Below are 15,035 nucleotides of genomic sequence, written 5' to 3' on the forward strand. Positions count from 1 at the left end.
TAGGTTGAGATAGATAAATGGACTAGTAACGATTTTGCATCAAGATCGATATTTCGTGCCTAGACTCACACCAAGTGCTAAAATTACCTCAGTTAACGAATTTCAACTCAAAGCAACTATCCAAAGGTTGCTTTTTGTTTATCTACATTTCCGTTGTGAAACGCTAAGAGAATATCATGTCACAAGAATCCCAAGCTAAACGCCTTAATAAATACATCAGTGAAACTGGTTTTTGCTCACGCCGCGAAGCCGATAAACTGATTGATGCAGGCCGAGTTACTATTAACGGTAAGATCCCTGAAATGGGTACTAAAGTCTTGCCAGGTGATGATGTTGAGATCGACAATAAGCCTGTTCGCTCAAAAGAGAAGCCGATTTACATTGCTCTCAATAAACCAACAGGTATCACCTGTACGACTGAGCGTGATATTCCTGGCAACATCGTCGACTTTATTGGCCACCACAAGCGCATTTTCCCGATTGGTCGTCTAGATAAGCCTTCTGATGGCCTTATCTTCCTAACCAATGACGGCGACATCGTAAACAAGATCCTACGTGCAGGTAACAACCACGAGAAAGAATACGTGGTGCGTGTAGATAAGCCGATTACGACGGAATTCTTGAAGCAAATGGGCGCTGGCGTTCACATTCTCGATACAGTCACTTTGCCATGTAAAGTAGAGAAAGAGACTAAGTTCTCATTCCGAATTACGCTAACACAAGGCCTTAACCGCCAAATTCGCCGTATGTGTGAAGCGCTCGGTTATGAAGTATTTAAACTGCGTCGTGTTCGTATTATGAATATCTCACTAGACGGTATTCCTAACGGCAAATGGCGCTACCTGAGCGACGAAGAGATCACTGAAATTTTAGCGATGTGTGAAGGCTCAGTAAGTACGGAAGATGCGTCAAAAATGAACGCGAAAGGTCAACGCATTCGCAAAGCGACTGACGCGAAACTTTTTGATAGCCGTGAAGAGAACCAAGCTTCAACAGCGCGCCGTAATCAAAACGAGAACCGTACACGCACCTACCGCGGTAACAATGCGGATGAATTCCGTCATGCACCTAATTCAAAGCGTGGCCGCAATTCATCGAATGGTGAAAGCGGTGGTAATACCGAGAACTGGAAATCGAACTCTCGTTCAGAGCGTTCTAATTCAGATAGAAATCGTTCGGATCGCAATCGCACAGATCGCGATAATACCGATCGTAGAAGCGGGAAGCCGGCAAACCGCAGCCAAGATTCAAACAGACCGAACAAACCTGCACCAAAGCGTGTTGGTGGTACTTTAGGTCTGAAGAAGTAGTCTGAATCAGTAAGACGAGACTCTCGATATAAAAACGCCCGCTAGATTAGTCTAGCGGGCGTTTTTGTTGGTCATTCGATAGTTTTATCATCATGACGACGACAATCTATAAACATAAATCAGCAAACTGGCCGCGAGTCAGAAATGTTAAGTCTTTTGGGTCTAATTCAATCTCTAGCCCACGCTTACCTGCACTCACACATATCGTTTCAAAATCTGTCGCACTGGAATGAACGAAGGTAGGCAGTGCTTTCTTCTGTCCAAGCGGACTAATGCCACCAACAACATAACCCGTGGTTTTCTGAGCAATCTCAGGATCGGCCATCTCTGCTTTTTTGCCTTTCGCTGCTTTAGCGGCAAGCTTTAGATTTAGCTTCTGGTCGACAGGAATAACGGCAACCGCCAAATCTTTCGCCACACCATTCAAGCAGAACAACAGCGTTTTGAATACACGTTTGGGATCTTGACCAAGCGCTTCAACGGCTTCTAAACCATAGTTCGTATTATTCGCATCATGATGATACTGGTGCACACTATGAGCGATTTTCTTTCTCTTGGCGAGATTGATTGCAGGGGTCATAACAAATCCAAACGATAGATAAACAAAAAGCGACGCCAAGGCGTCGCTTTAGTTAAATTTATCATGGTGCTAGAGTCAATCTAATTTAGCACCTATTGATACAATTACTTGTAAACCATTTGGCCTGAAGGCGCGTACTTGTTCACGTCAACCGGGCTGTTTGCTTCTAGGTACTCTTTCAGTACTTCAGCATCAACAAAACCAGTATTTACGTAACCTGGGTGATCAGACAGTTTAGGGTAACCGTCACCACCAGCAGCGTTAAAGCTTGGTACTGTGAAACGGTAAGTTTCGTCTAGACGAAGCTGTTTGCCACCGATGAATACATTCGATACTTCACCGTTCGCTACTGTCATAGAGATTCCAGCAAACTGAGCGTAAGCACCAGAATCGATTGGTTTAGTCGCTACTACATTTAGGTAATCCAGAACTTCTTTACCCGTCATGTCTGTGTAAGTCAGGATGTTTGCAAAAGGCTGTACCTTCAGTACATCTTTGTAAGTAACATTACCGGCTTCAATTGAGTCACGAACGCCACCAGAGTTCATCACAGCGAAGTCTGCTTTTGCACGCTCCATGTGAGAAGTCGCAATCAAACGACCTAGGTTGGTCTGTTGGAAACGAACGACGTTACGATCGCCTTCAAGCTTGCCATTTGTCTCAGCGATTTGAACTTCTAGCTGTGCCTGACCTTGCTCTTGGAAAGGACGTAGGAATTCAAGTAGCTCTGGGTCTTGTGCGATTTCATCTTGAATAAGAACACGTTGCTTCTTACCGTCGATCTTAACTTTCTTCTTAAGGTTAACTGGAATCAGGTCGTAGCTCACCATCTCTAGCTCGCCATTACGGAATTCGTAATCAGCACGACCTACGTACTTGCCCCACTCGTGAGCTTGAACGATGTAAGTACCGTTCTGTACGTCAGGCTTACACTCATCACCCGGCTTGAAGTTTTTCTTCGCAACGTTAGGGCCTTCCATACATACAGGCTCTTGAGAGTGACCACCAACGATCATGTCTAGATCGCCTTCGTTTAGGTAACGAGCAAGTGCGACATCACCCGGAGCATTAACACCACGTTGGCCATTTTCGTAGTGACCCATATGAGTCACAGCAAAGATTAGATCCGGTTTTTCTGTTTCTTTAAGTTCAGCGATTAGCTTCTTCGCTTCTTCTTTAGGATCACGGAAGTCGATGCCTGCGATAAATTCAGGGTTACCAATCTTTTGGGTATCTTCAGTTGTTAAACCAATAACCGCAATCTTGATGCCTTGCTTTTCGAACATCTCGTAAGCTTGGAACTTACGTTCACCTGTCGCTTTATCGTAGATGTTTGCAGATAGCATTGGGAAGTTAGCCCAGTCGATCTGCTTTTGTAATACGTCTAAAGAGTTATCAAACTCGTGGTTACCCAATGCCATGGCATCGTAACCAATTTTGTTCATACCTTTAAAATCAGGTTCTGCGTCCTGAAGGTCTGACTCTGGAACACCCGTGTTGATGTCACCGCCAGATAGAAGCAACACGCTACCGCCTTCTGCTTCAACTTCTGAACGAAGTTGGTCAACTAGCGTTTTACGTGCAGACATGCCGTATTCGCCATATTTATTCTGCCAGAAACGACCATGGTTATCGTTTGTGTGAAGAATCGTTAGCTTGTAAGTTTCGTCTTGGTTCCAATCATGAGCTGATTGAGACGCACACCCAGCTAGAGTAGCTAGAATTGCAGCACTTAGTGCTGTCTTTAGAATAAGGCGTTGCTTCATTGTCATACCTTTGAACTTTTTAGGGAATCCACTGCTTTTTATAATCTATTGCGACCCCTTTCCTGGAGTTCGAACAATAAGACTTCAACATGACTAATCTTAAATTAACATTCTAGATGTAACACAACGATTTCATATTTATGTCGAATTGGTCACGCATAGGTCAACAGTTAAGTGTAACAAAATTATGAGATTACACTCAAACTTCCCCTGCATCACAAGCAATCGTTTACTTACAAAGTGTGATGAATATCAGTAATTTACTGCAAACAGGACTGACCTCACACTCATATAAGAGTTTCTTAGGTAATAACCCGCCACGTTAACAACTCTTTAAATGGACGGTTTATGTTCGGCTGATTTTACGAGATAAAAAAAAGCCCAATTCAGAGAACTGGGCTTTCTTAGATCAACTTTGTTAAATAACGTTTCCGTTACTTCACATCCATCTCAATTATTTAATATCAATATGCTCAAAGCCTTTGATAAGGTCATCAAGTGCTTTCATCTGCTTCAAGAACGGCTCTAGTTTGTCTAGAGGTAGCGCAGATGGGCCATCACAACGAGCTTGGTCTGGGTTTGGGTGAGCTTCAATGAACAGACCCGCAATACCCGTAGCAAGACCCGCTTTAGCAAGTTCAACCGTTTGCTCACGACGACCGCCAGATGCAGCACCTGATGGGTCACGCATTTGTAGAGAGTGCGTCACGTCGAAGATGATTGGGCTACCGTTTGAAGACTTCTTCATTACGCCAAAGCCAAGCATATCCACAACAAGGTTATCGTAACCCATGCAAGCGCCACGCTCACAAAGGATGATGTTGTCATTACCGCACTCAGCGAACTTATCAACGATGTTGCCAACTTGATTCGGGCTCATGAACTGAGGCTTCTTCACGTTGATTACTGCGCCAGTCTTAGCCATTGCTTCAACAAGATCAGTTTGACGAGCTAGGAATGCAGGTAGTTGGATTACATCAACCACATCCGCAACAGGCTGAGCTTGAGCTTCTGTGTGGATATCAGTAATGATCTTCACGCCGAAAGTATCTTTCAGCTCTTGGAAGATTTTGAGACCTTCTTCCATTCCTGGACCACGGTATGAATGAACTGAGCTGCGGTTCGCTTTATCAAAAGACGCCTTAAATACGTAAGGGATGCCCAGCTTCTCGGTTACTTTTACATAGTGCTCACAGATCTGCATAGCAAGATCGCGAGATTCAAGAACGTTCATGCCTGCAAATAGCGTAAATGGCTTGTCGTTAGCAATTGGCATATCGCCAATATGAACTGTTTTCTGTTCCATCATATTCTCTCTAAATAATTATTAATTAGTGAACAACCACTGTCTTTTCGTTCATGACGTTCACTTGAGATTTCAGTAACTCAGATGCCGGGTCATCTGGGCATTGGTCGATAAAGTATTGATAATCGGTTGCGGCTACTTGGTGACAGTCTAGCTGCTGATAGATAAAACCGCGGTCACGGATTTCATATGGGTCATCAGGTACAAACGTCAAAGCAAGGTCAGTACACTTCAATGCAAGTGTATAACGCTCTTCTCGCAGCAGTGCACTCTTGAGCAGGGCTAACCACTTACCAATAATTGTTGGGTGGTCGGCGACTTCTAAGTGCTCAGGTTTCACCTTAGCTAATGGGCCATCATGGCCAATTAACCATGCTCGCAGCGTTTGTTCGCCAACATACTCACCGTTATAAGGGTTAATATAGGCTGCAGCTTGCCCGTACCAACTTACTTTAAGTAAGAATTGAGTCGGGAAAGAGACGCCCTCTACAGGAAAGCCTAGCTTGCGACCTAGAAAAAGAAAGATCGCCCCCAGACTCACTGGAATGCCTTTCTTTCTCTCAAGCACTTTATCGATGAACGCATTTTCCGAAGAGAAATACGCATCTTTATCGCCAGCAAAACCCCATTCATAAAAGAATAGTCGAATAAAAGATTCAAACTTCTGCTGTTCATCGGTTTCATTAACCAAAGCAAACTCGGCGTCTTTTAACAATCTCGCCAGCTCTTGCTCTGCCCAACTGTCTTGAGTTTCTGGGTTAATCGCTTTATTTAAGATCAATGCACCTTCAGCTAACTCTAGCTGGTCAAAGTCTTCATCAAAAAATTCGTACATAGATAGTTAACCGAAAAATGTTGGTGTCTTGGTCATTGCGATTTTGCCTGCCATCGCTAACCAGCCAAGCGCACCAAAGAAAGAGAATACTCTCAGTAGCTTGTTTTTACCTAGCTTAAGCGCAAAGAAACCTAATGCGATGTAAGCCATAACACAAGTTAGTTTTTCGGTTAACCATGGTGCTGCTGGTGTAAATGGAATAAAGCCAGTGATGAAAATCAAACCAATACCCGATAGCAATAGCAACGAGTCATTGATATGAGGGAAACGCTGCAAGAAAGGATGCTTAAGCTTAGGTGAGTTAGCCATCATAAGAGCGAAACGAATCGAGAGAAGTAGCGCACTTATAGCAATCGTTAATAGGTGAAAATGTTTTAGACCTTCGTACATGGTATTCCTTTATATTTTTATATGTGCTTTCGTTAACACGAGCCTCACAATACCCGTTAATGCTCTGTAGTTCTGCATAAAATCTCTGTATTTCTGCGTTAAATGCATTATAGGGTTAAATGTATTGTCGAGTTAAAGGTATCAATTTAGCAAGTTCATCATCCATTGCTCACAAGACGATTAACAATCACTAACTATGAACAGTAACGACCCAATGTCACTCGGTCATTACCACCGTAATCTTTCTCTGTGACAACATCGAGATAACCGAGCGCCTGCATAATCTCACGAACTGCCAAACCTTGGTCATAGCCGTGTTCAAATGCTAACCAACCTTCATTTTCCAAAAAGCCACGTGCGTTTTCAGAAATGTATCGAATATCTGCAAGCCCTTTCTCTTCAGCAACCAGTGCTGTGATCGGCTCAAAACGCACATCGCCTTGAGACAAATGAGGATCATTCTTCTCAATGTATGGCGGGTTAGAAACAATCAGAGAGAATTTCACAACGCCTTCAGAGCTCAAAGGCTCAAACCAGCTACCATGCAAAAAAGTCGCATTGGTGATGTTGAGACGCTGTGCATTCTCTGTCGCAAGCTGCTGCGCTTCAGGGCGAAGATCAATACCCGTCACCTGTCGATTCGGCATCTCAGACGCCAATGCTAACGCGATAGCACCTGTACCTGTCCCTAAATCGAGAATCGCGCCTTGCTTGCCAAAGGTTTTATCCAACGCTACTTCAACCAAACGCTCGGTATCTGGGCGTGGGATTAATGTAGAAGGGGAAACTTTTAACGGCAGTGACCAAAACTCACGCTCACCGATAATGTAAGCCACAGGCTCACCGGTTAAGCGACGTTTTAGAAGGGCATTGAATTCAGACTCTTGCTCAGAGGTGAGATGCTTCTCAGGCCAAGTCAGTAGGTAAGATCTTGGTTTATCTAAGGCGTGACAAAGCAGTACCGCGGCATCAATAGAGGGTGATGTGTTATCACCCTCTTGAAGCTTTACGATTGCTGCTTTTAAAGCACTTTCAACCGTATATGCTGACTGCATACTGGTTAGTTGTTCTCTGCAAGTGCAGCAAGCTGATCGGCTTGGTGCTCTTGAAGTACAGGATCAAGCAAGCTTTGCATGTCACCTTCAAGTACTTCGTTAAGACGGTAAATTGTAAGGTTGATACGGTGATCCGAAACACGGCCTTGTGGGTAGTTGTACGTACGAATACGGTCACTACGGTCACCCGAACCTAGTAGGTTACGACGTGTATCAGAAACCGCTGCCGCGCGGCGCTCTTCTTCTGCTTGAACAATACGAGCAGCAAGAACAGCCATCGCTTTCGCTTTGTTTTTATGCTGAGAACGCTCGTCCTGACACTCTACTACTGTACCCGTTGGTAAGTGAGTAATACGGATTGCTGAATCCGTGGTGTTAACGTGCTGACCACCCGCGCCTGATGCACGGAAAGTATCAATTTTAAGGTCGCCCGCTTTGATTTCTGGAAGATCCGCTTCTGGGATCTCAGGCATAACCGCAACCGTACATGCTGACGTGTGAACACGGCCTTGAGATTCGGTTTCAGGTACACGTTGTACACGGTGACCGCCTGACTCAAACTTCATGGTGCCGTAAACAGCGTCGCCACTAACCTTAGCGATCATCTCTTTGTAGCCGCCTTGCTCAGAAGCATTGCTGCTCATGATTTCAACACGCCAACCTTTCTTCTCAGCAAACTTAGAGTACATACGGAACAGGTTGCCCGCGAAGATACCTGCTTCATCACCACCCGCACCTGCGCGGATTTCTAGGAAACAGTTACGCTCATCGTTTGGATCTTTTGGAATAAGAAGAATCTGTAGCTCATCAGTCAGACGCTCAATTGCTGCTTTCGCATCTTTGATTTCATCTTGAGCCATTTCACGCATTTCTGCGTCGTCTTCGTTTGCCATCTCTTCAGCAGCTTCTAGATCTTCTTTCGCTTGCTGGTATGACTGGAAGCAAGCTGTCACTTCTTCAAGTTGAGAGTATTCTTTCGAAAGTGCACGGAATTTGTCTTGATTCCCGATTACATCTGGATCACCAAGTAGATGTTGAACTTCTTCATAGCGTTCAACAAGTGTTTCAAGCTTTACTAGAATCGAGGCTTTCATAATGTCTTATCTTGTTGGAGGTCTAATATTATTGAGGGTTTTCTAAGCCCAAACTCTGTCTAATGACCATTAATTTTGCAGGTTCTCCTTGCTCAGCTGCACTTTGAAGTGCGCGCGTTGGAGCATGGATCAATTTGTTTGTGAGCTTATTGCTGAGCTCGAGTAAAACTTTTTCAGGGTCACCGCCAGCGGCAAGCGATTGTAAACTTTTACTTAATAATTCTTCGCGGATTTCGTTAGCCGATTTACGGTAATCTCGAATACTGTCTACCGCTTGTAAAGAGCGCATCCAACTCATGAACGCGGCACTTTCTTCACTGACGATCGCTTCAGCTTGAATCGCTTCAACTTTACGTTGTTCGATATTGCCATCAACAATCGACTGCAAATCATCAACCGAATAAAGGTAGGCATCATTTAGATCACCAACCTGCGATTCCACATCACGTGGAACGGCAATATCAACCAATAACATCGGCTGATGCTTTCTTGTTTTTAGAGCAGTCTCAACCATACCCTTACCGATAATAGGCAATGGACTTGCGGTTGAGCTAATTACGATGTCCGCTCGATGAAGATGATCAGGGATCTCATTCAAGCTGATCACTTCAGCACCAAATTCTTCTGCTAGCCCTAGAGCACGTTCTCGAGTTCGGTTCGCCACAATCATTTTTGTACAGCCATTCGCCGAAAGGTGCTTAGCCACCAGCTCAATGGTTTCACCCGCACCAACCAGTAACACGGTTGAATCTGCGATGGATTCAAAAATATGCTTGGCTAAGGTACAGGCTGCGTAAGCTACAGAAACCGCGCTTCCGCCGATTTCAGTTTCAGTTCGAACACGCTTCGCAACAGAAAATGATTTCTGGAATAGTTTTTCCATTGAAGCATCAACGGATTTGTTCTCTCGCGAGTCCGTATACGCTTGCTTCACCTGACCTAAGATCTGCGGTTCACCCAAGACTAAAGAGTCCAAACCACAAGCAACGCGCATTAAGTGTTTAATCGCCGCCTGCTCTTCATGGATATAAAGGCTTGGCTTTAGCTCTTCTGGGCTAACTTGATGGAAAACCGACAACCAATCGATGAGTTTGTTTTTAGCCACGCCTTTAACGTCGCAATACACTTCAGTTCGATTACAGGTAGAAAGTATGACACTTCCATTCACGTGTGCATTTGCGTTAAGTTGCTTGAGTGCCTCAGATAATTTATCTGGACCAAAAGCGACTTTTTCTCGCAATTCAACCGACGCTGTATTGTGATTGATACCTACGGCAAGCAAAGACATGTATCAGAAGTTCTCGATCAGGGAATGGAAACAAGGGGCGAATTTTACTTGATGCATGGCTCTATTTAAAGAGCAAGCGGGATTTGTTTTCCTGAGTTCGTGAATTCAATGCTATAGTTGAAGCGTTTTTTAGATAAATTTGAACAAGTTGTGAGCAAATATGAGCAAACTTCGTAGAATCACGTCTCTTATTTTTATGACCATAATTATGGTGGGTTGCTCGTCTATACCTGAACAACCGACCAGTGTTGAGTGGCAAAGTCACCAAAACCGACTTCTACAGATAGAAAACTACCAAGCCTCGGGCAAGCTCGCCTACATTTCTCCAGAGCAGCGCCAAAGCCTAAACTTCATTTGGAAGCATTCACCAAATCACAGTCAATTAAGGCTCACGACATTCCTCGGTCAAACCGCATTGAACCTGACTATAGATCCGTCAGGGGCCAAAGTGGTGACCTATGACGACCAAGTATTTACTCACGCAAGTGCCTCTGTATTGGTTGAGCAACTGACAGGTTTGCAGATACCTATTGATCACCTGTCTCAATGGTTCCTTGGCATTCCAGACCAAGCTGACAGCTACCAGTTAAATACAACTAACACGCTTGAGTCTCTAACCAAACAAGTCAGCAGCCAGCTATGGACACTGAACTTCGCTAATTATCGAAATACTGAGATGCAGAGTAAACACCTCTCAGATGAAGACAACACTAATGTAGAAAGCATCCCCCTCCCTACTCGATTGTCATTCAAGCAAGACGATAACAAAATCAACATTGTAGTTTCGAAGTGGACACTGAAAAAATGATAACAACGCCAACGCATTGGCCTTCTCCGGCTAAACTGAATCTATTTCTTTACATCACAGGTCGACGTGACAACGGCTATCACGAGCTTCAAACTTTGTTTCAGTTTGTTGATTTTGGCGATGAACTAACGGTTGCCGTTAATGAAGAAACGAACTCAATCACAATCACACCGGAAATACCAGGCGTTGCAACAGAAGACAACCTGATTTGGAAAGCCGCGACCGCTCTTCAACAATATACATCGACTTCTTTCGGTGCCGATATTGAACTCAAGAAAGTACTGCCTATGGGTGGCGGTATTGGTGGAGGCTCTTCAAATGCCGCAACCGTGTTGGTCGCACTTAACTATCTATGGCAACTCAACCTGTCTGATGATCAGCTCGCAGAGATCGGATTGAAACTTGGCGCTGACGTTCCTGTGTTCGTTCGAGGCCATGCAGCCTTTGCGGAAGGGGTTGGAGAACAGCTTCAGCCCGCTAATCCGGATGAAAAATGGTATCTTGTTGTTAAGCCTCAAGTGAGCATAGCAACTGTAGACATATTCACACATTCAGAATTAACTCGAAATACGCCGAAGCGAGCGCTATCAACGCTTCTAGAGCAAGAATACGTAAACGATTGCGAAAAAATTGTGCGAATGCTGTACCCAGAGGTTGATAAGCAACTTTCATGGCTGCTACAATACGCGCCGTCGAGATTGACTGGCACTGGTTCGTGCGTTTTTGCTGAATTTAGCAGCAAAAAAGAAGCCGAATTGGTGTTGGAACAACTGCCTGACACAGTTTCCGCTTTTGTAGCGAAAGGACGAAACATTTCTCCTTTAAAAGAAACTCTGGCTGAATACCAATCAGCCCACCCACAATCTATTTAAAACTGGACGCAACCCGAGGTTTCCACCGTGCCTGATATGAAGCTATTTGCTGGTAACGCAACACCTGAACTAGCCCAACGTATTGCTGATCGTCTATACATCTCTCTTGGCGATGCTACTGTAGACCGTTTTTCTGATGGCGAAGTCGCTGTTCAAATCAATGAAAACGTTCGTGGTAGCGATGTATTCCTGATTCAATCAACTTGTGCACCAACCAATGACAACCTTATGGAATTGGTGGTAATGATTGACGCAATGCGCCGTGCTTCTGCTGGCCGTATTACTGCTGTAATCCCTTACTTCGGTTATGCCCGCCAAGATCGTCGTGTACGTTCTGCTCGTGTGCCAATTACTGCAAAAGTTGTTGCAGACTTCCTTTCTAACGTTGGCGTTGACCGCGTTCTTACTATCGACCTACACGCAGAGCAAATCCAAGGCTTCTTCGATGTACCTGTTGATAACATCTTCGGCACTCCAGTTCTTCTAGAAGACATGGCGAACCGTGGCCTAGAAAACCCAGTAGTGGTTTCTCCAGACCTTGGTGGTGTTGTACGTGCTCGTGCAACGGCTAAAGCGCTAGGTGATGTTGACATCGCTATCGTTGATAAGCGTCGTCCACGTGCTAACGTTTCTGAAGTAATGAACCTAATCGGTGATGTTGAAGGTCGTGACTGTGTGATCGTTGATGACATGATCGATACGGGTGGCACACTATGTAAAGCAGCTGAAGCGCTTAAAGAGCGCGGTGCTAAGCGTGTATTCGCTTACGCAACTCACGCTGTTTTCTCTGGTACTGCTGCGAACAACATCAAGAACTCTGTTCTAGACCAAGTTATCGTAACGGATTCTATCTCTCTATCTCCAGAGATGGCTGCGACGGGTAAAGTGACAACACTTAGCCTTTCTCGCATGCTTGCTGAAGCGATTCGTCGTATCAGCAACGAAGAATCAATCTCAGCGATGTTCAACTAATCAAAGCCCAATAGCTTTTTTTACAAAAGCTTGGTTTTAGAAACACGCGAGAGAAAGATATTAAGCACTTCAGTCAATGAAGTGCTTTTTTTATGTCTGAGTAATATTGCACTGCTAGTTATCACAAACAGGAATAATCGCGCAGCTATCAGCTAGCTCGCACCTTTTTCATAAACTGTGATATCATACGGCGCTTTTTGAAATCCCAAGAGAGATCCATACCTTGAGCCAACAAATAAAACTTCTCGTTGGACTGGCTAATCCAGGTCCAGAATACGCCAAAACTCGCCACAACGCGGGCGCTTGGGTAGTTGAAGAATTAGCGCGTGTACATAACGTGACACTAAAGAACGAACCAAAGTTCTTTGGCCTAACGGGTCGTATCATGGTTCACGGTGAAGATCTTCGTTTGCTGATCCCAACGACTTTTATGAACTTGTCAGGCAAAGCAGTTGCAGCCTTAGCAAAGTTCTACCAAATTAAACCAGAAGAGATCATGGTCGCTCACGATGAGTTAGATCTGCCTCCTGGTATTGGAAAGTTTAAAAAAGGTGGTGGTCATGGCGGACATAATGGTCTGAAAGACATCATCAGCAAGCAGGGTAACAATAAAGAATTCTATCGTCTTAGATTAGGCATCGGCCATCCAGGACACAAAGATAAAGTTGCAGGTTATGTATTAGGCAAAGCTCCTCAAAAAGAGCAAGAGTGTATCGAGGCCGTCGTTGACGAATCGGTTCGCAGCCTAGACATCTTATTAAAAGATGGCCTACCAAAAGCACAAAATCGCTTACATACGTTCAAAGCAGAATAAGGTTTATATCATGGGTTTTAAATGTGGCATCGTTGGTCTACCAAACGTTGGTAAGTCAACTCTGTTTAACGCACTGACTAAAGCAGGCATCGAAGCAGCAAACTTTCCATTTTGTACGATCGAACCAAACACAGGTATCGTTCCGGTTCCAGATCTACGCTTAGATGCATTAGCAAAAATTGTTAATCCACAGAAGATCCTTCCAACGACAATGGAATTCGTAGATATCGCGGGCCTAGTTGCTGGCGCATCTAAAGGTGAAGGTCTTGGTAACAAATTCCTAGCTAACATCCGTGAAACTGACGCTATCGGTCACGTTGTACGCTGCTTTGAAAATGAAAACATTGTTCACGTTGCTGGCAAAGTATCTCCAATTGAAGATATCGAAGTGATCAACCTAGAACTTGCACTGGCTGACTTAGACAGCTGTGAGCGTGCAATTCAACGTAACGCGAAGAAAGCGAAAGGCGGCGACAAAGACGCTAAATTCGAAATCACTGTACTAGAAAAGCTACTTCCAGTTCTAACTGAAGGTGGTATGGCACGTACTGTTGAACTTGGCAAAGAAGAAGCGGCAGCAATCGGCTACCTAAACTTCCTAACGCTTAAGCCAACAATGTACATCGCAAACGTTGCAGAAGATGGTTTTGAAAATAACCCATACCTAGACGCTGTTCGTGAATACGCAGAAAACGAAAACAACGTTGTTGTTGCTGTTTGTGCAGCAATCGAATCAGAGCTTTCTGAGCTTGATGACGAAGATCGCGAAGAGTTCCTTGCGGATATGGGTATCGAAGAACCAGGTCTTAACCGAGTGATCCGCTCTGGTTACGAACTACTGACTCTTCAGACTTACTTCACAGCTGGTGTTAAAGAAGTTCGTGCTTGGACAATCCCTGTAGGTGCAACTGCGCCACAAGCAGCGGGTAAGATCCACACAGACTTCGAGAAAGGTTTCATCCGTGCTGAAGTTGTTGGATTCGATCACTTCATCGAATTTAACGGTGAGAGCGGTGCGAAAGACGCAGGTAAATGGCGCCTTGAAGGTAAAGAATACATCGTTAAAGATGGTGACGTTGTTCACTTCCGCTTCAATGTATAATTCTGATTAAACATCTAGAAAAAAGGCCAGTGAATTCACTGGCCTTTTTGTTTTTCCCCTTTCTAAATTGTCCCTCACCAGAAACTTAACTTCCTATATATATCGCCTTTTAGACCTGTTTTTTGTCGACAAATACGCCTCTTTGCCTAAAAAGAAACCGAACAGATGTTTATTCGCGATTTATTCAAAAAAAAAGTTGACGGGTTTCACTCAACTCCGCATAATGCGCCCCGTTCACAGCGAAGCGGCAACGTTTCGAAATGAGCAACAATATGGAAATGGCTACTTAGCTCAGTTGGTTAGAGCACATCACTCATAATGATGGGGTCGCAGGTTCAAATCCCGCAGTAGCCACCATTTCCTAAGCACTCTATTTGATATTAAAGTTTGTCTTTAGTAACAAAGAGTTTTTAGGAAATAACGCGGTCGTGGCGGAATTGGTAGACGCACCAGATTTAGGTTCTGGCGCCGAGAGGTGTGAGAGTTCAAGTCTCTCCGACCGCACCATATTGAGATATCTTAATTGATATCATTGTTGGGCTATCGCCAAGCGGTAAGGCACCGGCTTTTGATGCCGGCATTCCCTGGTTCGAATCCAGGTAGCCCAGCCACAATTTAAAGTGTAATTATCTTTAAAAAGATAATGGCATTGAAAGCAAGATTATATTATATTGTCTCGCTCTCAGATGGCTACTTAGCTCAGTTGGTTAGAGCACATCACTCATAATGATGGGGTCGCAGGTTCAAATCCCGCAGTAGCCACCATTCTTTCTTCGAGAAAGAAAAGACAACGTTATATTGAATCACCAATATTCAGTATGACTATAAAGATTTGCTGCGGTC

General features: G+C 44.3%; 14 protein-coding genes and 4 tRNA genes. 10 read left to right on the top strand and 8 right to left on the bottom strand.

What is annotated here, in order from left to right:
* The first annotated feature begins 176 nt into the window (after positions 1-176).
* Positions 177-1,310, top strand: a complete 1,134-nt coding sequence (rluF, locus tag A136_RS21520) for a 23S rRNA pseudouridine(2604) synthase RluF (protein WP_017064161.1) — start codon at positions 177-179, stop codon at positions 1,308-1,310.
* A 106-nt stretch (positions 1,311-1,416) separates the two neighbouring features.
* On the opposite strand, the gene ybaK is transcribed toward rluF, so the two are convergent.
* The 8 genes from ybaK to hemA all read right to left on the bottom strand — a co-directional run bounded on the left by ybaK (position 1,417) and on the right by hemA (position 9,624).
* A complete protein-coding gene (gene ybaK / locus A136_RS21525) occupies positions 1,417-1,890 on the bottom strand; it encodes a Cys-tRNA(Pro) deacylase (RefSeq protein WP_017064162.1) in 474 nt (157 codons plus the stop codon).
* 104 nt (positions 1,891-1,994) lie between these two features.
* On the bottom strand, positions 1,995-3,656 hold the full coding sequence (gene ushA / locus A136_RS21530) for a bifunctional UDP-sugar hydrolase/5'-nucleotidase UshA (RefSeq protein ID WP_017064163.1): 1,662 nt from the start codon (positions 3,654-3,656) through the stop codon (positions 1,995-1,997).
* A gap of 454 nt (positions 3,657-4,110) precedes the next feature.
* Positions 4,111-4,965 (bottom strand): 3-deoxy-8-phosphooctulonate synthase, encoded by an 855-nt coding sequence (gene kdsA / locus A136_RS21535; protein WP_017069619.1) that lies wholly within the window; start codon positions 4,963-4,965, stop codon positions 4,111-4,113.
* A gap of 22 nt (positions 4,966-4,987) precedes the next feature.
* A complete protein-coding gene (locus A136_RS21540; RefSeq protein WP_017064164.1) occupies positions 4,988-5,797 on the bottom strand; it encodes a SirB1 family protein in 810 nt (269 codons plus the stop codon).
* 6 nt (positions 5,798-5,803) lie between these two features.
* On the bottom strand, positions 5,804-6,187 hold the full coding sequence (locus A136_RS21545) for a SirB2 family protein (protein ID WP_009848726.1): 384 nt from the start codon (positions 6,185-6,187) through the stop codon (positions 5,804-5,806).
* 194 nt (positions 6,188-6,381) lie between these two features.
* Positions 6,382-7,242: a peptide chain release factor N(5)-glutamine methyltransferase gene (gene prmC / locus A136_RS21550; protein ID WP_017062314.1), complete on the bottom strand. Its 861-nt coding sequence runs from the start codon at positions 7,240-7,242 to the stop codon at positions 6,382-6,384.
* 5 nt (positions 7,243-7,247) lie between these two features.
* Positions 7,248-8,336, bottom strand: coding sequence for a peptide chain release factor 1 (prfA, locus tag A136_RS21555; RefSeq protein ID WP_017062313.1), 1,089 nt, complete (start codon positions 8,334-8,336; stop codon positions 7,248-7,250).
* Between the two features lie 28 nt (positions 8,337-8,364).
* Positions 8,365-9,624 (bottom strand): glutamyl-tRNA reductase, encoded by a 1,260-nt coding sequence (gene hemA, locus A136_RS21560; protein WP_017062312.1) that lies wholly within the window; start codon positions 9,622-9,624, stop codon positions 8,365-8,367.
* A gap of 160 nt (positions 9,625-9,784) precedes the next feature.
* Here hemA and lolB point away from each other — a divergent pair, with 160 nt between their 5' ends.
* The 9 genes from lolB (at position 9,785) to A136_RS21605 (ending at position 14,957) form a co-directional block, all read left to right on the top strand.
* On the top strand, positions 9,785-10,432 hold the full coding sequence (gene lolB / locus A136_RS21565) for a lipoprotein insertase outer membrane protein LolB (protein WP_017064165.1): 648 nt from the start codon (positions 9,785-9,787) through the stop codon (positions 10,430-10,432).
* Positions 10,429-11,304 (top strand): 4-(cytidine 5'-diphospho)-2-C-methyl-D-erythritol kinase, encoded by an 876-nt coding sequence (ispE, locus tag A136_RS21570; protein WP_017064166.1) that lies wholly within the window; start codon positions 10,429-10,431, stop codon positions 11,302-11,304. The genes lolB and ispE overlap by 4 nt, the downstream gene beginning before the upstream one ends.
* Positions 11,305-11,331: 27 nt before the next feature.
* Positions 11,332-12,276 carry a ribose-phosphate pyrophosphokinase gene (locus A136_RS21575; RefSeq protein ID WP_004739814.1) on the top strand — a complete coding sequence of 315 codons (945 nt, stop codon included), beginning with the start codon at positions 11,332-11,334 and terminating at the stop codon, positions 12,274-12,276.
* Between the two features lie 223 nt (positions 12,277-12,499).
* Positions 12,500-13,090, top strand: coding sequence for an aminoacyl-tRNA hydrolase (gene pth, locus A136_RS21580; RefSeq protein ID WP_004739815.1), 591 nt, complete (start codon positions 12,500-12,502; stop codon positions 13,088-13,090).
* Positions 13,091-13,100: 10 nt separating this feature from the next.
* Positions 13,101-14,192 carry a redox-regulated ATPase YchF gene (gene ychF, locus A136_RS21585; RefSeq protein WP_010439159.1) on the top strand — a complete coding sequence of 364 codons (1,092 nt, stop codon included), beginning with the start codon at positions 13,101-13,103 and terminating at the stop codon, positions 14,190-14,192.
* 280 nt (positions 14,193-14,472) lie between these two features.
* Positions 14,473-14,549 (top strand) — tRNA-Met (locus tag A136_RS21590).
* Positions 14,550-14,614: 65 nt separating this feature from the next.
* A tRNA-Leu gene (locus tag A136_RS21595) sits at positions 14,615-14,699 on the top strand.
* Between the two features lie 29 nt (positions 14,700-14,728).
* Positions 14,729-14,803, top strand: a tRNA-Gln gene (locus A136_RS21600).
* Between the two features lie 77 nt (positions 14,804-14,880).
* A tRNA-Met gene (locus A136_RS21605) sits at positions 14,881-14,957 on the top strand.
* The last annotated feature ends 78 nt before the right edge of the window (positions 14,958-15,035 follow it).

The organism is Vibrio crassostreae 9ZC13 (assembly GCF_000272045.2).
GTDB classification, from domain to species: Bacteria; Pseudomonadota; Gammaproteobacteria; order Enterobacterales; family Vibrionaceae; genus Vibrio; species Vibrio crassostreae_C.